This is a genomic window from Streptomyces sp. DSM 42067 (assembly GCF_055792885.1).
This window is the reverse complement of sequence record NZ_CM147706.1, coordinates 3,951,407-3,971,356: the sequence shown is the minus strand read 5'-3', so window position 1 is coordinate 3,971,356 and position 19,950 is coordinate 3,951,407. Positions and strand designations below refer to the sequence as shown.

The following is a 19,950-nucleotide window of genomic DNA, read 5'->3' as shown; positions in this document are numbered from 1 at the left end:
GGAGGCGCCGGCTCAGCTGAGGCGCTCGATGACCATGGCCATGCCCTGGCCACCGCCGACGCACATGGTCTCCAGACCGAACTGCTTGTCGTGGAACTGGAGGCTGTTGATCAGCGTGCCCGTGATCCGGGCGCCCGTCATGCCGAAGGGGTGGCCGACCGCGATGGCGCCGCCGTTGACGTTCAGCTTGTCCAGGTCGATGCCGAGGTCGCGGTACGACGGGATGACCTGGGCCGCGAAGGCCTCGTTGATCTCGACCAGGTCGATGTCGCCGATGGTCAGCCCGGCGCGGGAGAGGGCCTGCTGCGACGCCTCCACCGGGCCGTAGCCCATGATCTCGGGGGAGAGACCGGAGACGCCGGTGGAGACGATGCGGGCGAGCGGGGTCAGGCCGAGCTCGCGCGCCTTGGTGTCGCTCATGATGACGAGGGCGGCGGCGCCGTCGTTGAGCGGGCAGCAGTTGGCGGCGGTGACACGGCCGTCGGGGCGGAACACCGGCTTCAGGCCCTGCACGCCCTCGAGGGTGACGCCGGCGCGCGGGCCGTCGTCCGCGCTCACGACCGTCCCGTCCGGGAGCGTCACCGGGGTGATCTCGCGCTCCCAGAAGCCCTTGGCGATGGCCTGCTCGGCGAGGTTCTGCGAGCGGACGCCGAACTCGTCCATCTCCTCGCGCGTGACGCCCTTGAGGCGGGCGAGGTTCTCGGCGGTCTGGCCCATCGCGATGTACGGGTCGGGCACCAGGCCGTCCTCGCGCGGGTCGTGCCAGTCGGCGCCCTCGGTCTCGGCGACGGCGGCGGTACGGGCCTCGGCCTCGGCGAAGAGCGGGTTGCGCGTGTCCGGAAGGCTGTCCGAATTGCCCTTGGTGAAGCGGGACACCATCTCGACGCCGGCCGAGATGAAGACATCGCCCTCGCCCGCCTTGATGGCGTGCAGCGCCATACGGGAGGTCTGCAGCGACGAGGAACAGTAACGGGTGATCGTGCAGCCCGGCAGGTGGTCCATGCCCATCTGCACGGCGACGACGCGGCCGAGGTTGTTGCCCTGCTCGCCACCGGGCAGGCCGCAGCCCAGCATCAGGTCGTCGATGTCCTTCGGGTCCAGCTCGGGGACCTTGGCCAGGGCGGCCTGGATGATCGTGGCGGTCAGGTCGTCCGGCCGCAGATCCTTCAGCGACCCCTTGAAGGCGCGGCCGATCGGAGAACGGGCGGCTGAGACGATCACGGCTTCGGGCATCACGGCTCCAGGTGTCCGGTGAGGGAATCGGGCAGGACTCACTGGGAAGTTACCCGCACGTATGGCGATGGTCATGCGATACGCACTGTGATGCGGGCCGCATTTCTAAGCGGCCGCTCAGTATCAGGGTACGTCGTGGGGCGCGCCCACCCCGCCGGGGCGCGGGATCCGCGGCCTGGGCACCCGCCGTCCACCCCGCGGGGGTCTGGGTACGGCGCCAGGGCACCCGCCGTCGCGTCCCGGGCGCGGCCCCGACCCATCCACCGGCAGGTGGCGCACCAGCCGACGACGGCCCGCAGCGCGCACGCCCGACCCATGCACCGGCAGGTGGCGCACCAGCCGACGACGGCCCGCAGCGCGCACGCCTGACCCATTCACCGGCAGGTGGCGCACCAGCCGATGACGGCCCGCAGCGCGCACGCCCGACCCATTCACCGGCAGGTGGCGCACCAGCCGACGACGGCCCGCAGGCGCAGCGCCCGTCGTGCCGCGGGCCCGGCCCAGGACGAGCATGTGCCGGGACCTGCGGAGCTACGTCGCCCGGTTCGCGGCCGGGTCCGGGGCCGCGGCCCCGGACGTGTCCTGCTCCGGGGCCTGGTCCTGGTCCTGGGCCGTGTCCGGGCTCGGAGTCGGATCTGTTGCCGGGAGGCGGCGCCTGCGGCGGCGTTTGAGGAGGGCCCAGGGGCCGCGCGGCCCGGCGGGAACCGCGGCCGTGACCTCCGTACCGGCCTCCGACGCGGCCTCCGCGGCGGCGCGGGCCACCGGCAGGAAGCCCTCGCGGCGCGACGCGTCCGGGCGCTCCTCCTCGGCCGGCCACAGCCCCAGCGCGGCGCAGACGGTGGGCAGGACGGCCATGGCCGCGGTGGCGTACCCCTCGGCCGAGGGGTGGTAGTTGTCGGGGCCGAACAGCTCCCGGGGGTTCGCCTCGAACTCGGGGCCGAGCAGATCGCCCAGCGACACCGTACGGCCGCCCTGCTCGACCGCGCCGATCGTCTGCGCGGCGGCCAGCTGGCGCGAGGCGCGGCGGGCCAGCCAGCGCAGCGGCTGCTGGACCGGCTCGATCGTGCCCAGGTCGGGACATGTCCCGACGACCACCTCGGCGCCCGCGGTACGCAGCCGGCGTACCGCCGCGGAGAGGTGGCGCACGGAGCGCGTGGGCGGCATCCGGTGCGTCACGTCGTTCGCACCGATCATGATCACGCAGACGTCGGGGACCCGGTCGGCGTCCATGAGCGCACGCGTCACCTGGCGTTCCAGATCGTCGGACTGTGCCCCGGGCAGCGCCACGTTCCGCAGGTCGACGGGACGCTCGGCCACGGCCGCGAGCCCCGAGGCGATCAGCGCTCCGGGGGTCTGCCGGGCCCGGTGCACGCCCTGCCCTGCCGCCGTCGAGTCACCCAGCATGGTCAGCCGGAGAGGGCCGTCATGGCCGGGGTACTGGAGCCCGTACAGCCCATCCGCGCGCGGCGGCGGCTCATCCGAGCCGCCGTTCCCGACGTGACGTTTCGCCAGCTGCACCTCGGTCAGTAACACCCCGACCGCAGCGACGCCCAGCAAACCGATCCCGCCACCGCCGTACGCCGCTCCCGCGGCGATCCTCCGTGCCACCCTCGCCCTCGACATACGCCGGAGCCACCTCCTCGTAGCCGTACAACCACACCTTGCCCCGTGAAGTGGGCCGCCCAATCTCAACGGCGCGTGAACGGAGGCCGGGGCGGCCTTAGGCTGACGGCACCATCCCTGTGCGGAGTCCCCGCGCGGATCCCCTTACGGATTCCCGTGCGGCCTCCTCGTTGCAGCTCCGGAGACAACGGTGCAATTCCACGACTCGATGATCAGCCTCGTCGGCAACACCCCGCTGGTGAGGCTCAACAACGTGACCGCGGGCATCCAGGCGACCGTCCTGGCGAAGGTCGAGTACTTCAACCCCGGCGGTTCCGTGAAGGACCGCATCGCCCTGCGCATGATCGAGGCCGCCGAGCAGAGCGGCGAACTCAAGCTGGGCGGCACCATCGTCGAGCCGACCAGCGGAAACACCGGTGTCGGCCTGGCGATCGTGGCCCAGCAGAAGGGCTACAAGTGCATCTTCGTCTGCCCGGACAAGGTGTCGACCGACAAGATCAACGTCCTTCGGGCGTACGGCGCCGAGGTCGTCGTCTGCCCCACGGCCGTCGCCCCTGAGCACCCGGACTCGTACTACAACGTCTCCGACCGGCTCGTACGGGAGACCCCCGGCGCCTGGAAGCCGGACCAGTACTCGAACCCCAACAACCCGCTCTCGCACTATCACTCGACCGGCCCCGAGCTGTGGGAGCAGACCGAGGGGAAGATCACCCATTTCGTGGCGGGCGTGGGCACCGGCGGGACGATCTCCGGTACCGGCCGCTATCTGAAGGACGTCAGCGACGGCCGCGTGAAGGTCATCGGCGCCGACCCCGAGGGCTCCGTCTACTCCGGCGGCTCCGGGCGTCCGTATCTCGTCGAGGGCGTCGGCGAGGACTTCTGGCCGACCGCGTACGACCGCACCATCGCCGACGAGATCATCGCCGTCTCCGACAAGGACTCCTTCCAGATGACCCGCCGCCTCGCGCGCGAGGAGGGCCTGCTGGTCGGCGGCTCCTGCGGCATGGCGGTGGTCGCGGCGCTGCGGGTGGCCGAGCGGCTCGGGCCGGACGATGTCGTGGTCGTGCTGCTGCCGGACGGCGGGCGGGGGTACCTGTCGAAGATCTTCAATGACGAGTGGCTGGCGTCCTACGGATTCCTGGAGGAGACGGGGCTGGCCGCGAGCGTCGGGGACGTGCTGAAACACAAGGAAGGCGATATCCCGAGCCTCGTCCACATGCACCCGGAAGAGACGGTCGGCCAAGCCATCGACGTGCTGCGCGAGTACGGCGTCTCGCAGATGCCCGTTGTCAAGCCGGGGGCCGGGCACCCCGATGTGATGGCGGCGGAGGTCGTCGGTTCCGTTGTCGAACGGGATCTGCTTGACGCGCTCTTCACGCGGCGTGCCTCGCTGGTCGACCCACTGGAGAAGCACATGTCGTCCCCGCTTCCGCAGGTGGGTTCCGGCGAGCCGGTTTCGGATCTCATGTCGGTTCTGGGCGACGCGGATGCGGCGATCGTGCTGGTGGAGGGCAAGCCGACCGGCGTGGTGACCCGACAGGACCTCCTGGCGTACATGGCGCGAACGGGGCAGTGAGCGCAGGCGGGTGATGCCGTCCTCGTACACCGGGGTCCTCTCCTCGTACACCTGCATACGAGGCACCCGCGTGCGAAGACGGCATCACCCGCGGCGTCCCTTCAGGGCGTCAGGGCATTTCTGCGGGCACGATCTGCAACAGCCGTGGGTCGAACGGCGCGCGACGGGAGCGTCCAGGAGGGAGGGGGAGGACGGTCACGGCTTGCAGTACGTCGGCGATCGCCGCCCGCCGCAGCGCGAGACTCATCGTGGACCACCGCGACCGGTCCTAGCGGTTCATAGCGGCCTGCCGGGGCCCGGAGGTGTTCCTCTCGTGCTGCTTCGAGCCCGGAGATCCGGGCTTCGAGGTCGGACATCCTCCGGGAGAAGTCGGCGTCGGAGAGGGCGCCCGCATGCCGCTGCTCTTCAAGGGACTCACGTTTCTCGACGAGAAGCCGCAGCACTGCTGCTCCGGCCCACTCCGGCTGCTCGGAGCGAGTGTCCGTGTACCGCCTTTCGAGCAATGAGAAAACGATCTCGTCAACTACCCATCGCTAATGCGATGGGCTTGCACAACGGGCATCACTGGCAATGATGCTGCGTTTGCGTCCAGCCCCACCCCGGTGTTTGCGCTCTGGGGGTGGGGCAGGGGCCGTTGACTCGGCCCCGCGTCGCCACAACTCCCACGCACGGGCGCGGATGTTGCGGGAGCCGTTCCGGTCTGCGTGATCAACGAATCCGCACGACCGGCATGCGAACCAGGCCTGGGAGACACGGTTCGCCCTGTCTACGTGTCCGCATTCGGCACAGGTGCGGGACGTGTACGCCGGATCGACGTACACCACCGGCACCCCTGCCTTACAGGCCTTGTACGCGATGAACTGCCCGAGCTGGTGAAAGCTCCAGGAGTGCAGGGTGGCCCGTTGGGGCTTGCGAAGCCGTACCCGCTCGCGGATGCCGCTCAGGTTTTCCAGAGCGATCCCGCGACCGGTGCGTTCTGCCTCGGCCACCACATGCTTCGCGATCTTGTGGTTGATGTCCTTCGCCCGCCGCGCCTCCTTGCGCCGCCGCTTCTTCAGTCGGCGCTTGGCGGACGGGGTGTTTTTCTTCTGCAGCTTGGCGCGCAGGCCGCGCTCGCGGGTCCGGGCGCGGTTGAGCTCGCGTCCGGCCGTGATCTCGCCATCGCTGGTGGTGGCGATGTTCACGATGCCCAGGTCGATCCCGAGGAAGTCCACCGGATCGGTGTTGAGCGGCGCTTCGGGAACCTCGCAGGTGGCGCTCAGGAACCACATGCCGTCCCGGCACAGAAGGTCGGACTCGCCCGGGCGGTACAGGGCCAGGGTGGCCAGCTGCTCCGGGGCGGCGGTGAACGCCACGTCCTTCACTCGCCCCGACACCGTCCAGATCGACACCCTGCGCTGGTCGATCTGCCAGGACAGCATCCGGTCGTCATAGGGCTGCGCGCCTTCTGGGCGGAAGGCGACCGGCTTCTCCATGGCCCGCCGGTAGCGTTTCGAGCCCGGCTTGCCGAGGTGTCCGGCCTTCAGGTTCGCCTTCAGCACTGCGTACGCGTCACAGGTCTTCTTGATCACGTGCTGGGCAGCCTGCGCGCCCAGCCCCCACTGGGACTTCACCTCAGCGTAGGTGTGCTCGCGCAGCGCGAAGTTCTTCTTCACATCCTTTTCGAACGCCACGCTGCTGACCCAGGTGGCGGCCTCGTTGCAGGCGCGCAGGGTCGCTTCAAGTGCCGCCGCCTGCAAGGGTGTCGGCAGCAGCTTCACCTGCACCACCAGCTTCACGACCGCGACGCTACCCCGCACCTCGGGACTCTGCATTCGAACACGAGAAGGTCCCTCATCCGCTGGCCAGGCGTTCCCGACGCTCCGCGCCGGATACCGCTGCGGTGCTCCGCACCGCCCGCCTCGGGATGCGAATCCTTCCAGGCATGAACGCCCGGGGTTCCTCGCAAGAATCTCGCTGAAGCGCCGCAGCTTGACGCTGCGGACGGTGACAGACCGAACTTCGTGGAAGTGGTACGCACGCGTCACGTCCGCGCAGCACCGGCTTAACACGGGTCCGGCACATTAGTGGGTGTCGGCAGGGAGGGAGCGGCTCCCCTCCCGGGCCGGCAACCGAAACGGCGCCAAGGACCTCCGGAGCGGCTCCCGGACCTCCATGGACGCCACGGACGCGCCAGCCCGGCCCTGACCAGGCCCGCGTCCCTCGCGGGGACCGCCGTCGTCCCGCCCCCCGGTAACGGGGGTGCGGCGGTCCCCGCGCACACCCCCCTTTGCGCCCGGTGATCCAGTGTCAGCGAAACCCGCCGTGCCGGTCGCCCGCGCGTCGGTGCGCTCGCCGAGCACGTGTCGAACGCGGTGGAGACGGGGTGCCCCGGCCGGGCATGGTCCCGGTCGCGGTGAGCAGACTCATCGTGGTCACCTGCTCCTGGCCTGGCTTCCGGGCCTACTCCTCCCAGTCCGAGGACTTCTCGCGTCGCTTCCCGAAATGCGGGCGGCTGCGCAAGGCCTGGACCGTGTTGACGCCGACGATGCCCGCCCAGGTGACGAAGAGGCCGGACATGCCCGCCTGGGCCGCGCCGATTGCGGAGAGCGGGATGGCGAGGATCAGGGAGATCACGCCGAAGCCGAAGCGTTCGCCCCACGAGTCGCCGGACCCGGACCCGGGGGCGCGGGCGCCTCGGGCCACGACCGTCTGCTGCTCGGCGAGCCGGCGTCGCACCCGTCGGTCGACCACGCCGTCGAGGCGCTGCTCGACCTTCTCCAGGAACGAGTCGACCAGCGCTGACTCGTACTCCTCGCCGAGTTCCCTGCGCGCGTGCAGGGTGGCGTCGAGTTCCTTCTTGAGTTCCGTGTCGCCGGCTTCCATACCGCCTTACGCTACGAAGCCGACGCCCCCGAGACAGTGGGGCTAGCCCCCCTCTTCGTACTGGGCTCAGCCCCCTCACCCGTCTGGCCGCCGTCGCGGTGCCGACGCGCCACCGCCCAGTAGGCAGCCGCCGGTACGACGAGGCCCACGATCCAGGAGATGTCCGCGCCGCCCAGCGGTTCGACCAGAGGGCCGGTGTAGAAGTGCGTGACGAGGAAGGGGAGCTGGGCGAGCAGGCCCATGCCGTAGACGACGAGGGCGTCCCAGCGCCAGGCTCCGTAGCGGCCGTCCGGGTCGGCGAGGGCCGGGATGTCGTACCGCTCCTTCGAGATCAGGTAGTAGTCGACCAGATTGATCGCCGACCACGGCGTGAAGAAGGTCAGCAGGAAGAGCAGGAAGTCCTTGAAGGACGTGAGGAAGCTGTCTTTGCCGAGAAGAGCCACCGCCGTGCCCGCGACCATGATCAGGGCGATGTAGAGGACGCGGCCGCGCTGCGAGAGCACCCGCTGCCCGCGGAAGCCGCTGATGCTCGTGACCATCGACATGAAGCCGCCGTACGTGTTGAGCACGTTGACGGTCAGCTTGCCGAGCGCGATCACGAAATAGAGGAACGACGCGATGAGGCCGGTGCCGCCGAGGCCCACCACGTAGCCGACCTGGTTGGCGAGGAACTTCTCGCCCGCCGTCGCGGCGACGAGTACGCCGAACGTCATCGACCACTGCGAACCGAGCGCCGAGCCCGACAGGGTCCACCAGAACGTGGCCCGCGTGGACGTCGTACGCGGCAGATAGCGCGAGTAGTCCGCGACGTACGGCCCGAAGGCCAGCTGCCAGGACGCGGAGAGGGAGACCGCGAGCAGGAACATGGGCAGAGAGAAGTGCGCGTTGTCCAGCAGCGCCGAGACGTCGGCGTGGTCGAGGAGGCGTACACCGAGGTAGACGAAGGCCAGTGCGCAGACGACGCTCGCGACCCGGCCCAGGGTGTGGATGACGCGGTAGCCGACGGTCGCCGTCACGGCGGTGACGAGGGCGAAGACCACGATGCCGGTGGTGTCGCCAGTGTGGGTGAGCTCGCCGACGGCCTGTCCGGCGAGCACGCTGCCGCTCGCGAAGAAGCCGACGTACATGAGGACGACGAGCAGCAGCGGCACGATCGCGCCCCGCACGCCGAACTGGGCGCGGGACTGGATCATCTGCGGCAGCCCGAGCTTCGGGCCCTGCGCCGAGTGCAGGGCCATTACGGCGCCGCCCAGCAGATTGCCGAGGACGAGCCAGACGATCGACCACACCACGTCGCCGCCGAAGACGACCGCGAGGGCGCCGGTGACGACGGCGGTGATCTGGAGGTTGGCGCCGAGCCAGAGCGTGCTGTGTTTATCCGGGGGACACCCCCAGACCCCCGCGGCTGAACGCGGTGCCGTGCCGTTCCTCGTCGGGTACGACGTCGATGGAGCGGAGCTCCACGAGGCCCTGGGCCATGAGCCGGATTCCCTTCCTGTCGGCTTTGCGCGGTCTTGCTGCCGGCGGTTTGCTGCTGGGCTACTTCTTTGTGAGGCCGTGCTTCTCGGCGTAGGCGTTCGCGACGTCCTCCGGATCCTTCTTGTCCTTGTCGACCTGCCGGTTGAGTTCGGTGAGGTCCGCTGTCGTCAGTACGTTGCCCAGCTCGGCGAGCGCCTTGCGGACCGTCGAGTCGGCCTTGCGGTCGGCGATGAGGGGGACGACGTGCTGGCCGGGGATGAGGTTCTTGGGGTCGGTGAGGACGACCCAGCCCTCGGCCTGGATGTCGGTGTCGGTCGTGAAGAGGTTCGCGACGTCCACATCGCCCTTCTTCAGGGCGCCCTTGACCAGCGGCCCGGAGGAGTCCAGCGACTTGAACTCCTTGAACTCCACGCCGTAGACGTCCTTCAGGCCGACCACACCGACGGCGCGCTTCTTGACCTCGGGGGCGGCTCCGATGACGAGCTTGCCGTTCTGCTTGGCCAGGTCGGCCAGCGACGTCAGCCCGTACTTCTTCGCCGTCTCGCGCGTGACGACGAACGCGTCCGAGTCCTCGGCCATCCCGTACGGCAGGACCTGCAGGCCGTCGGGCAGCGCGATGGCGAGGGCGTTCTGCATCTCGCCCTCCTCCGTGGCCGTCGCCTTCGGCGCGAGGTAGTGCAGCAGCGCGCCCTGGTACTCGGGCAGGAGGTCGATGTCGCCGCCCTTGAGTGCGGGGATGAGGATCTCGCGGGTACCGAGGTTGGGGCGGACCGTGGTCTTCACGCCGGCCGCTTCCAGGACGGCGGCGTAGAGGTAGCCGAGCACCTGGTTCTCGGTGAAGTTGGCGGTGCCGATGGTGATGCCGTTCTTGCCGGCGCCGGCGCCGCTGCCGGGGTTGCCCTGGCCGTCCAGCGAGGTGATGCCGCTGCCGCAGGCGGCGAGCGCGGGGACGGAGGCGGCGGCGAACAGGCCGCCGAGGAGAGTCCTGCGGTTCATGGTTCGTTGCTCCTTGGCCCTAGGCGGGGCGGTGTCGGAAGAGAGCGCGCTGGAGGGCGGAGAGCGCGAGGTCCAGGACGACGGCGATGACCGCGACCAGAACCGCGCCGCCCAGCACCTGCACGAGGTCGCGCTGGGCGAGGCCGTCGAAGACGTACCGGCCGAGGCCGCCGAAGCTGACGTACGCGGCGATGGTGGCCGTCGCGACCACCTGGATCAGCGCGAGCCGCAGCCCGGTCATGATCAGCGGGAGGGCGAGGGGGAGTTCCACCTGGAAGAGGACCTGGTGGGCGCGCATGCCCTGGCCGCGTGCGGCGTCCTTCACCTCCGGGTCGACGGCGGTCATGCCCGCGTAGGTGTTGGTCACGATGGCCGGGACGGCGAGGGCGACCAGCGCCACGTACACCGGCCACATGGACAGGCCGCTGGCCAGGAAGACCAGCACCACCAGGCCGACGGTGGGCAGGGCCCGGCCGAACGACGACAGGTTGATGGCGAGGAAGGCGCCCCGGCCGGTGTGGCCGATGAGCAGGCCGACCGGGAGGGCGATGGCGGCTGCGATGAGCGTGGCCAGCAGCGAGTACTGGAGGTGCTCGGCGAGGCGGTGCGCGATCCCGTCGGGGCCGGACCACTGCTCGCCGCTGACCAGCCAGGCGCCGAGGTTCTTGAACAGCTCGTACATGGGCTCAGGCCCCCCGCTTCTGACGGGTCCAGGGAGTCAGGACGTGCTGGACGGCGACCAGCAGTGCGTCCGCGACCAGGGCCAGCAGCAGCGTCAGGGCGACGCCGACCAGGACCGGGGTGGGGAAGTTGCGCTGGAAGCCGTCGGTGAACAGCTGGCCGAGGCCGCCGTCGCCGATGTAGGTCGCCACCGAGACGAGGGAGATCGACATGACCGTGGCGATCCGGACGCCCGCCATGATCACGGGGAGGGCGAGCGGGAGCTCGACGGTGAGCAGCACGCGCAGCGGCCTGGTGCCCATGGCCGTCGCAGCCTCCTTAGTCCTGGTGGGGACGGAGTCGAGGCCCTCGACGGTGTTCCGCAGCAGCACGACCAGGGTGTAGACCGTCAGGCCGATGACGGTGGTGGTGCGGGTCAGACCGGAGACCGGGAGCAGCAGCACGAAGATCGCGATCGACGGAATCGTGAAGAAGACGTTCGACAGGCCGAGCAGGAAGCCGCGCAGCGGGCGGATCCGGTGCGCCACGACGGCCAGCGGCAGGGAGATCAGCAGCCCGAAGAAGACGGCGGACAGGGCCGCCTGGAGATGCGAGACGGTGAGGGTGGCCAGGTCGCCCGCATGGCCGGATATCCAGCTCCACTCGATGGTCATGCGGCGACACTCGCTTCGGCGTGGGCGCGTCCTGCGTGGATGTGGATGTCGTCGCGCGAGGTGACGCCGGTGAGGGCGCCGTCGGCGTCGACGCGGGCCACGAGCCCGGCGGGTGAGGTGACGGCCTCGTTGAGTGCGGAGAGCAGCGCGTCGGTGTCGCGCAGGGGGCGTACGGGGGTGAGGGGAGCGTCCTTCGGGGCCTCCGTGTCGCGCCAGCCGAGCGGCGCACGGGCGCTGTCGAGGACCAGTTCCCAGCGTGTGCCCTCCGGTGCCGGGCCCTGCGGGACGTCCGCCAGCGTCGTGAGCGAGAGCAGCTTCAGGCCGCGTTCGGCGCCGAGGAAGTCCGCCACGAAGTCGTCCGCCGGTCGGGCAAGGAGTTCGGCGGGCGAGGCGCACTGGACGAGATGGCCGCCGGTGCGGAAGACAGCGATGCGGTCGCCGAGCCGGACGGCCTCGTCGATGTCGTGCGTGACGAAGACGATGGTCTTGCTCAACTCCTTCTGGAGCCGGAGCAGTTCGTCCTGGAGCTGGGTGCGTACGACGGGGTCGACCGCGCCGAACGGCTCGTCCATGAGCAGCACCGGCGGGTCGGCGGCGAGCGCGCGGGCCACGCCGACGCGCTGCTGCTGGCCGCCGGAGAGCTGGTGCGGGTAGCGCTTGCCGGCCTCGGTGGGCAGGCCCACGGTCTCCAGCAGCTCCGCCGCCCGCGTACGCGCCTTCTTGCGGCCCCAGCCGAGCAGCAGCGGCACGGTGGCGATGTTGTCGAGCACGGTGCGGTGCGGGAAGAGTCCGGCCTGCTGGATGACGTAGCCGATGGAGCGGCGAAGCTCCGCGGCGTCCTGCTGGAGGACGTCGCGGCCGCCGACCCGGATGGTTCCGGAGGTCGGGTCGACCATTCGGTTGATCATGCGGAGGGTCGTGGTCTTTCCGCAGCCGGAGGATCCGACGAGTACGGTGATGCCGCCTTCCGGCATGTCGAGGGAGAGGTCATGGACCGCCGTTGTGCCGTTGGGGAAGCGCTTGTGGACCGCATCGAATTGGATCATGAGTTGTCCCTTGCCCGGTCTGCATATCGTCATGCAGAGTTCTCGGTAATGAATAGGTTGTCAATGCTTCGGCGTTAATCGCTGGTTACATATGGCCGAGGAGTAAGACGCCGACGCTCGCCTACGTCCGGAGAGGGAGGATTTGCGCGTGATGTCGTCTCGAAGTGTGGACGCGGCGGCTCGTAAGCCGTCCGGCGGCGTGGTTCTCGACGGGCAGGGTCTGGCGGTCGCCGACGTGGTGCGGCTCGCCGACGGCACCGCACGCCTCGTGCCGGGACCCGAGGCGATGAAACGCGTCGAGGAATCCTGGGACGCCGCACGCGAGATCGCCGCGTCCGGCCGTGTCTACGGCCGCTCCACCGGCGTCGGCGCCAACCGCAGCGAGGACGTGCCCACCGAGGCCGCCGCCGGACACGGGCTGCGTCTGCTGCGCAGCCACGCCGGCGCCATCGGCGAGGAGCTGCCCGCCCGGCAGGTCCGCGCGATGCTCGCGGTGCGCGCCAACCAGCTCCTCGCGGGCGGCGCGGGCCTGCGTCCCAGCGTCGTCACCGCGCTGTGCGACGCCCTGGAGACGGGCGCGTACCCCGTCGTCAACGAGTTCGGCTCGGTCGGCACCGGCGACATCGCCGCCCTGGCCCAGATGGGCCTCGCGCTCGCCGGCGAACACCCCTGGCGCGGTCAGGGTCCCGAGCCGCAGCCGCTCGACAACAACGACGCGCTCGCCCTGATCAGCAGCAACGCCCTGACGCTGGGCCAGTCCGCGCTCGCGCTGCACGAGCTGCGCGGCCTCATCGACGCCACCCAGGTCGTCGGCGCCCTGTCGCTGCTCGCGGTCGACGGCTCGCACGAGGCGTACGCCGAGCCCGTGCACGCGGCCCGCCGCCACCGCGGCTCGTACGAGGTCGCCCGGCGTATGCGCGAGCTGATCGGCGCCGCCGAACGGCCCACCCCGCCGCTCGGCCGCATCCAGGACCCGTACGGCTTCCGCTGCCTGCCGCAGATCCACGGGCCCGCGCACGACGCGGCGGACACCCTCGAGGACATACTGACCGTCGAGATCAACGCGGCCGCCGAGAACCCGCTGATCTCCCCCGAGGACATGGCGGCCTACCACCACGGCGGCTTCTACATGGCCCAGCTCGCCCTGGCCCTGGACCACTTCAGGCTCGCCCTCGCCTCGGTCGCCCGCCTGTCCACCTCGCGCCTGTCGACCCTCAACGAACCGGCGTACACGCGTCTACGCCCCTTCCTGGCCGACCACGAGCCCGCCTCGTCCGGGGTGATGATCCTGGAGTACGCCGCCGGGGCCGCGCTCGGCGATCTGCGCGCGTTCTCCGCACCGGCCTCGCTCGGCCACGCTGTACTCTCCCGGGGCGTCGAGGAGCAGGCCAGCTTCGCGTCCCTCGCGGCCCGGCAGACGCTGCGGGCCTGTGGGGCGTTCCGGCTCGTCGTCGGCTGCGAACTCGTCGCCGCCGTGCGGGCGCTGCGCCAGCGCGATCTGCGGCCCGAGCCGGGGCTGCCGGTGGGGCGGGCGCTGGAGCTCGCCGAGTCGGTGCTCGACCCGGAGTTCACGGATCGGCCGCTCACCGACGATGTGACGGCCGCGGCCGCGCTGCTCGACCGGTTCACCGACCTCATGTGCGAGGCGGTGAAGGCGCCCGATGTGACGCAGGAGGCCGACACGATGACGAGCTCAGATGTGACGAGGGGGCGCGACACGATGACGGGCTCCGGTGCGATGGAGAGGGCCGGCACGATGACGGGCTCCGGTGCGATGGAGGGGGCCGACACGATGACTGGTTCCGATGTGCTGAAGGGGGCCTCGCCATGGCCTGGCCCGACGCGAGGATGAGGGCCGCCGCCATGACTGGGCCTGATGCGAGGATGAGGGCCGCAGCCTTGGCCTGGTCCGGCGCGAGGATGAGGCCCGACGCCACGGCCGGGCCCGCGCGGATGAGGGCCGCCGTCGTGACGGAGGCCGACGTGACGGAGGCCGACGTGACGAGGGGGAACACCCTATGAGCGTGAGCGACAGCCCGGCCGCCCGGCTGCAGGCGCTTTTCGAGGGCCACCGGCTGACACCCACCCAGCGCCGCATCGCGCACAGCATGGTGCGCAGGGCCGCCGACGTGGCGTTCCTGTCCAGCGTGGAGCTGGCTGAACTCGCCGGCGTCAGCCAGCCGTCGGTGACCCGCTTCGCGGTCGCGCTCGGCTTCGACGGCTATCCGGCGCTGCGCAGGCACCTGCGCGAGGTGGCACCGGCCGAGGCCCCGGTGGGCGCGACGTCGTACAACGAGTACCAGCAGGCCGTCGAGGCGGAGATCGAGAACCTCCGCCATCTCGCGGAGCTGCTCGCCGATCCGCGGCCGGTGGCCCGCGCCGGACGCCTGCTCGCGTCCTCCCGCCCGCTCCCGGTCCTCGGCCTGCGCGCGGCCGCGTCCCAGGCGTACGGCTTCGCGTACTTCGCCGCGAAGGTGCATCCGGACGTACGGCTGCTGAACGAGGGCGGCACGATGCTCGCCGACCGCATCGACGCGGCCGTCCGCGCCGGGGCGACGGCACTGCTCTGCTTCGCGCTGCCGCGCCATCCGCGGGAGGTCGTCGACGCACTGACGTACGCACAGGAGGCCGGGCTGACGGTGGTCACGGTCGCCGACAGCGCGTTCGCCCCGGTGGCGAAGGTGTCGGACCTCCTGCTCCCCGCCGCCGTCGGCACGGGCCTCGCCTTCGACACGGCCTGCGCCCCGATGCTGCTCGGCCGGGTCCTGCTGGAGGCCATGTGCGACGACATCCCGGACGCCCAGGCCCGGCTTGAGGAGTTCGATGCGCGGGCGGCGGCACGGGGGTTGTTCGTCGAATAGCCGCAGGCTGGGGGCGCTGTCGGGACGGTCGACGCCTCGGTCGTCACGGTGGCCGAGCGGCTGTCGCTCGCAGAGGTCGCGACGCTCGGCCACCGGCACTTCTCCGCAGTGAGGCCCCAGCACGTCGAGGCGTTCACCCTGCTTCCCTGAACCAGTCGTGGGTGCGACTCGTACAGGCTCTCCCCGGGCGGGCCCTCACTCCTCGCCCCGCGCCCGCAGCACCAGCTTGTTCACCACCCACAACCCGATGCCGATCGCGAGCAGGACGCCGGCCCGGATGTAGACGTCGGCGGCCCGGTCCGCGAGAGGACTGGCCAGGATGATGGCGGTCAGGGCGCCGAGCACCGGCAGCACCGTCGGCGTACGGAAGTGCTGGTGCTCCACCCGGTCTCGGCGCAGCACCAGCACGGCCACATTGACCACCGCGAACACGCACAGCAGCAGGAACGCCGTCGTGTCGCCCAGACCCTCGATCTCACCCGTCGAGACCAGGCCGATCGCCAGGAGCGAGACGAACACGATGCCCACCACCGGCGTGCGGCGCCGGGGCAGGACCCGGGCCATGCCGCGCGGCAGGATCCGCTCGTTCGCCATGCCGTAGCAGAGCCGCGAGGCCATCATGATGTTGATCAGCGCCGAGTTGCTGACGGCGAAGAGCGCGATGAGGGCGAAGAGTTTGGGCGGGAACTCGACGCCGCCCGCCTTCACGACCTCCAGCAGCGGGCCGCTCGATCCCTCCAGGACGCGGTAGTCGACCAGCAGCGAGGAGATCAGCGCCACCAGGACGTAGATCGTGCCGGTCACGGCCACACCGGTGAAGATCGCCCGGGGGAAGTTGCGGGCCGGGTCCTTCGTCTCCTCGGCCATGTTCACGGAGTCCTCGAAGCCGACGAACGCGAAGAAGCCCAGGGCGGTGGCCCCCAGCACGCTCGTGAGCAGGGCGTATCCGGTGCCCTCCGCCTGAAACTCGCCCAGCCGGGAGGGGTTCCCGTTGCCCGCCAGTACGGCGTACGCACCGATCCCGAGGATGATCAGCAGGCCGGACAGCTCGACCAGCGTCAGGACCACGTTCGTCTTCACCGACTCCGAGACGCCGCGCAGGTTCAGCGCGGCGAGGGCGACGATGAAGAGGATCGCAATCAGCGTGGGCGGCAGTACGTTGTCGGTCAGCTCGGCCATGTAGTCGCCGCTGAAGGCACGGGCCGCCGCGCTCGCGGACGACAGGCCCGAGCACATCACCATGAAGGCGACGATGAACGTGAAGAAGGGCAGCTGGAACGCCTTCTGCGTATAGAGGGCGGCGCCCGCGGCCTTCGGGTACTTGCTGACGAGCTCCACGTACGAGGCCGCCGTCAGGATCGCCACGACGAACCCGATGGCGAACGGCAGCCACAGCGCCCCGCCCACCTTGCCCGCGACCTTGCCCGTGGTGGCGTAGATGCCGGTGCCGAGGATGTCGCCGATCACGAAGAGGATCAGCAGCTTGGGGCCGATGGCGCGCTTGAGCGGCGACCCCTCGGCCGGTGGTGTGGCGGCAGCGGTTTCTGCGGTGGACACGAGAACCTCCCCCGATCGGTGATCCGTCGATCCGTCGATCCGTCGATCCGTCGGTCTGTCGGAGAACTGTCTGCCCCGTCCGGGACCTGCAATGCGCCCCTGCGTCGACAGCACACCTGCACGGGTGTGCGAGATGGGTCAGATGCCTCTCATGCCGGTCATGCCGGTCAGAGGCCGTCCGTGAGCGCCCCCGCGTGGGCCCCGCCCGACTCGGCGACGATCTCGTCGAGCGTCTGCGGGGTGCGGACCACGGCGAAGCGCACCCCGCGGCCCGCGCCAGCGCCTCGGCCCGCGTCGGCGGTGAAGCCGTAGATCCCAGGCCGCGCGAGCGAGTTGTACGCGTAGTGGTGCGCGAAGTAGTACGCGCCGGTGTCCAGCGCCGCCACGTAGTCGCTCTGTTCGAGCAGCGGGAGCGAGCGGTTCGTGGCGAGCAGGTCGCCCGCGAAGCAGGCCGGGCCCGCGATGTCCTGTATGACGTCGGGCCCGTTCTTGGGGCGGCCCTTCGCGTCGTACGCGGCGATCCGCAGCGGCCACAGCTCCGGCGCGTAGACGGTACGGGTCGCCACCTGCACGCCCGCGTGCGTGACCGCGATCGGCCGGCCGCCCGACGACTTCGCGTACTCCACGCGTGCCAGCACCGTGCCGTGCTTGGCGAGCAGCGACCGCCCGAACTCCGTCACCAGCCCGTAGCGCCCGTCGAACAGCCCCGGAACCTCCCGCCTGAGCAGTCGCGCGTACGTTCCGTAGGCCGGGGTCGGATCGTCCGTCGTGAAGTCGACCGGCAGGCCGCCGCCGATGTCGATGGTGTCGATCTGCCGCCGCCCGGCCTTGGCGTTGATCTCCTCGGCGAGCTCGTACGTCGTCCGGACACCCCGCGCCATCAGTTCCAGCGGCAGGCCCTGCGAGCCGGAGTGCGCATGGAGGCGGGTCAGCCACGGGCGGTCCAGGTACGCGCGGACCACCCACGCGCGGGCGCCCTCGTCCAGCAGCGCCACGCCGAACTTGGAGGTGGCGGTGGCCGTGGACAGGGCCTCGATCGAACCGCGGCCGACGCCCGGGTTCACGCGCAGGCCCAGCGGCGAGGCGGTGGGGGCCGATGCGACCAGGTCGTCGATGCGGGACAGCTCCTGGGGGTTGTCGGCGTTGACGGCGATGCCGAGGGCGAGGGCCTCGCGCAGTTCGTCGAGGGTCTTGGCGGGGGAGTCCAGCACGGTGTGGTCCGGCGGTATCCCGGCCGCGCGGGCGAGAGCCAGCTCGCCGGGGCTCGCGACCTCCGCGCCGATGCCGCATGCGGCAAGGAGCCGCAGTACGGGCACGAGCGGGGTCGCCTTCACGGCGAAGGCGTGCAGTACGGGCGTACCGGATGGGGTGACCTGGTCGAACGCGTCGCGCAGGGCGGTGGCGGTGGCGCGGATGCCGACGACGTCGAGGAGGCCGATGATGGGGTTTCCGGGATCGACGATGCCCTGCTCGACGGCGGCGCGCACGGCGTCGTCGCGTCGCGCGCCCGCGTCATGCGGTTGGTCCTGCTTGTGTCGTTCGTTCTCTTCGTTCTCGTGTTCCGCGCCCTCGCCCATGCGTTCCAGAGAACCACCGGTCGCGCGCCCGCGCTGCCGCACTCACTGAAGGGAACGTATTGACTAGTTCTATTCAGAGAGCCAGGATGTGAATATCCGCTGCAACATCCGCCGGACCGCCGCAAGGAGGCAGACCATGTCAGGACCCCGCCCCGTACGAGCGCCGCGTGGCACCGAGCTGAGCGCCCTGGGGTGGCAGCAGGAGGCCGCGCTGCGGATGCTGCAGAACAACCTCGACCCCGAGGTCGCCGAGCACCCCGACAAGCTCGTGGTCTACGGCGGCACGGGCAAGGCGGCCCGCGACTGGCGCTCCTTCGACGCCATGGTGCGCACCCTGCGGACGCTGAAGCAGGACGAGACGATGCTGGTGCAGTCCGGCCGCCCTGTGGGTGTGATGCAGACGCACGAGTGGGCCCCGCGGGTGCTGATCGCCAACTCCAACCTGGTCGGCGACTGGGCGAACTGGGAGGAGTTCCGCAGGTTGGAGGCCCTCGGCTTGACGATGTACGGCCAGATGACCGCCGGCTCGTGGATCTACATCGGTACGCAGGGCATCCTGCAGGGCACCTACGAGACGTTCGCCGCGGTGGCCGCGAAGAAGTTCGGCGGCACGCTCGCCGGAACCATCACGCTGACCGCCGGTCTCGGCGGCATGGGCGGCGCCCAGCCGCTCGCCGTGACCATGAACGACGGTGTCGCGATCTGCATCGACTGCGACCCGCGCGCGATCGAGCGCCGCATCGAGCACCGCTACCTGGACGTCAAGGCCGACAACCTCGACCACGCGCTCCAGCTCGCGGTGGAGGCCCGCGACGCCCGCCGCCCCCTCTCGATCGGCGTCCTCGGCAACGCCGCGGAGCTCGTCCCGCAGCTCCTCGCCATGAACGCCCCCATCGACATCGTCACCGACCAGACCTCGGCGCACGACCCGCTGGCGTACCTCCCGCTGGGCGTGGCCTTCGAGGACATGGCGTCGTACGCGGCGGAGAAGCCGGCGGACTTCACACAGCGCGCACGGGAGTCGATGGCGCGCCACGTGGAAGCGATGGTCGGCTTCATGGACGCGGGCGCCGAGGTCTTCGACTACGGCAACTCGATCCGCGGCGAGGCCCAGCTCACGGGCTACGACCGGGCGTTCGCGTTCCCCGGCTTCGTACCGGCCTACATCCGCCCGCTGTTCTGCGAGGGCAAGGGCCCGTTCCGCTGGGCGGCCCTGTCGGGCGAGGCCTCGGACATCGCCAAGACGGACAAGGCGATCCTGGACCTGTTCCCCGAGAACGAGTCCCTGGCCCGCTGGATCAAGTTGGCAGGGGAGCGCGTCCACTTCCAGGGCCTCCCGGCGCGCATCTGCTGGCTCGGCTACGGCGAGCGCGACCGCGCGGGCGAACGCTTCAACGACATGGTGGCGAGCGGCGAACTCGCTGCCCCGCTCGCGATCGGCCGCGACCACCTCGACTGCGGCTCGGTCGCCTCCCCGTACCGCGAGACGGAGGCGATGCTCGACGGGTCGGACGCGATCGCGGACTGGCCGCTGCTGAACGCGATGGTGAACGTGGCGTCGGGCGCGTCGTGGGTCTCGATCCACCACGGCGGCGGCGTCGGCATGGGCCGCTCGATCCACGCGGGCCAGGTGACGGTGGCGGACGGTACGCCGCTGGCGGGCGAGAAGATCCGCCGCGTCCTGACGAACGACCCCGGGATGGGCGTCATCCGCCACGTGGACGCGGGCTACGACCGTGCGGACGAGGTGGCGCGGGAGCGCGGCGTGCGGATTCCCATGCGGGAGGGGCAGTGAGCGTGCCG

The 19,950-nt window shown here is 70.6% G+C and carries 14 protein-coding genes and 1 pseudogene; 4 read left to right on the top strand and 11 right to left on the bottom strand.

Annotation, left to right across the window (positions count from 1 at the left end):
- Positions 1-12: 12 nt before the first annotated feature.
- Both ACSMXV_RS18230 and ACSMXV_RS18225 read right to left on the bottom strand, forming a co-directional pair.
- A complete protein-coding gene (locus tag ACSMXV_RS18230) occupies positions 13-1,233 on the bottom strand; it encodes an acetyl-CoA C-acetyltransferase (RefSeq protein ID WP_473178631.1) in 1,221 nt (406 codons plus the stop codon).
- 531 nt (positions 1,234-1,764) lie between these two features.
- Complete coding sequence (locus tag ACSMXV_RS18225; protein WP_473178630.1) at positions 1,765-2,856, bottom strand: SGNH/GDSL hydrolase family protein; 1,092 nt, start codon at positions 2,854-2,856, stop codon at positions 1,765-1,767.
- Between the two features lie 190 nt (positions 2,857-3,046).
- Between ACSMXV_RS18225 and ACSMXV_RS18220 the strand changes: the two genes are divergently transcribed.
- The gene (locus ACSMXV_RS18220) at positions 3,047-4,432 is read left to right on the top strand and encodes a cystathionine beta-synthase (protein ID WP_473178629.1); all 1,386 of its coding nucleotides are present in this window, start codon (positions 3,047-3,049) and stop codon (positions 4,430-4,432) included.
- 533 nt (positions 4,433-4,965) lie between these two features.
- Here ACSMXV_RS18220 and ACSMXV_RS18215 read toward each other — a convergent pair.
- The 7 genes and pseudogenes from ACSMXV_RS18215 to ACSMXV_RS18185 form a co-directional block, all read right to left on the bottom strand.
- The gene (locus ACSMXV_RS18215; RefSeq protein ID WP_473178628.1) at positions 4,966-6,210 is read right to left on the bottom strand and encodes an RNA-guided endonuclease InsQ/TnpB family protein; all 1,245 of its coding nucleotides are present in this window, start codon (positions 6,208-6,210) and stop codon (positions 4,966-4,968) included.
- 664 nt (positions 6,211-6,874) lie between these two features.
- Entirely contained in the window at positions 6,875-7,297 is a 423-nt protein-coding gene (locus tag ACSMXV_RS18210) for a hypothetical protein (protein ID WP_473178627.1), read from the bottom strand.
- Between the two features lie 11 nt (positions 7,298-7,308).
- A pseudogene (locus ACSMXV_RS18205) lies at positions 7,309-8,776 on the bottom strand (purine-cytosine permease family protein).
- A 60-nt stretch (positions 8,777-8,836) separates the two neighbouring features.
- Entirely contained in the window at positions 8,837-9,772 is a 936-nt protein-coding gene (locus tag ACSMXV_RS18200; RefSeq protein ID WP_473178626.1) for an ABC transporter substrate-binding protein, read from the bottom strand.
- 19 nt (positions 9,773-9,791) lie between these two features.
- Positions 9,792-10,454: an ABC transporter permease gene (locus ACSMXV_RS18195; RefSeq protein WP_181660819.1), complete on the bottom strand. Its 663-nt coding sequence runs from the start codon at positions 10,452-10,454 to the stop codon at positions 9,792-9,794.
- A 4-nt stretch (positions 10,455-10,458) separates the two neighbouring features.
- Complete coding sequence (locus ACSMXV_RS18190; protein ID WP_473178625.1) at positions 10,459-11,106, bottom strand: ABC transporter permease; 648 nt, start codon at positions 11,104-11,106, stop codon at positions 10,459-10,461.
- Entirely contained in the window at positions 11,103-12,152 is a 1,050-nt protein-coding gene (locus ACSMXV_RS18185; protein ID WP_473178624.1) for an ABC transporter ATP-binding protein, read from the bottom strand. Before ACSMXV_RS18185 ends, ACSMXV_RS18190 begins: the two co-directional genes overlap by 4 nt.
- A 151-nt stretch (positions 12,153-12,303) precedes the next feature.
- On the opposite strand from ACSMXV_RS18185, the gene ACSMXV_RS18180 reads away from it, so the two are divergent.
- A complete protein-coding gene (locus ACSMXV_RS18180) occupies positions 12,304-14,004 on the top strand; it encodes an aromatic amino acid ammonia-lyase (RefSeq protein WP_473178623.1) in 1,701 nt (566 codons plus the stop codon).
- A 166-nt stretch (positions 14,005-14,170) separates the two neighbouring features.
- The gene (locus tag ACSMXV_RS18175; protein ID WP_473178622.1) at positions 14,171-15,013 is read left to right on the top strand and encodes a MurR/RpiR family transcriptional regulator; all 843 of its coding nucleotides are present in this window, start codon (positions 14,171-14,173) and stop codon (positions 15,011-15,013) included.
- 195 nt (positions 15,014-15,208) lie between these two features.
- Here the strand turns inward: ACSMXV_RS18175 and ACSMXV_RS18170 are convergent, their stop codons facing one another.
- Together ACSMXV_RS18170 and ACSMXV_RS18165 are read right to left on the bottom strand one after the other, a co-directional pair.
- On the bottom strand, positions 15,209-16,570 hold the full coding sequence (locus tag ACSMXV_RS18170; protein WP_473178621.1) for an APC family permease: 1,362 nt from the start codon (positions 16,568-16,570) through the stop codon (positions 15,209-15,211).
- Positions 16,571-16,737: 167 nt separating this feature from the next.
- Positions 16,738-18,147 carry a type III PLP-dependent enzyme domain-containing protein gene (locus ACSMXV_RS18165; RefSeq protein ID WP_473178983.1) on the bottom strand — a complete coding sequence of 470 codons (1,410 nt, stop codon included), beginning with the start codon at positions 18,145-18,147 and terminating at the stop codon, positions 16,738-16,740.
- A gap of 136 nt (positions 18,148-18,283) precedes the next feature.
- On the opposite strand from ACSMXV_RS18165, the gene hutU reads away from it, so the two are divergent.
- Positions 18,284-19,942 carry a urocanate hydratase gene (hutU, locus tag ACSMXV_RS18160; protein WP_473178620.1) on the top strand — a complete coding sequence of 553 codons (1,659 nt, stop codon included), beginning with the start codon at positions 18,284-18,286 and terminating at the stop codon, positions 19,940-19,942.
- Positions 19,943-19,950 lie beyond the last annotated feature (8 nt).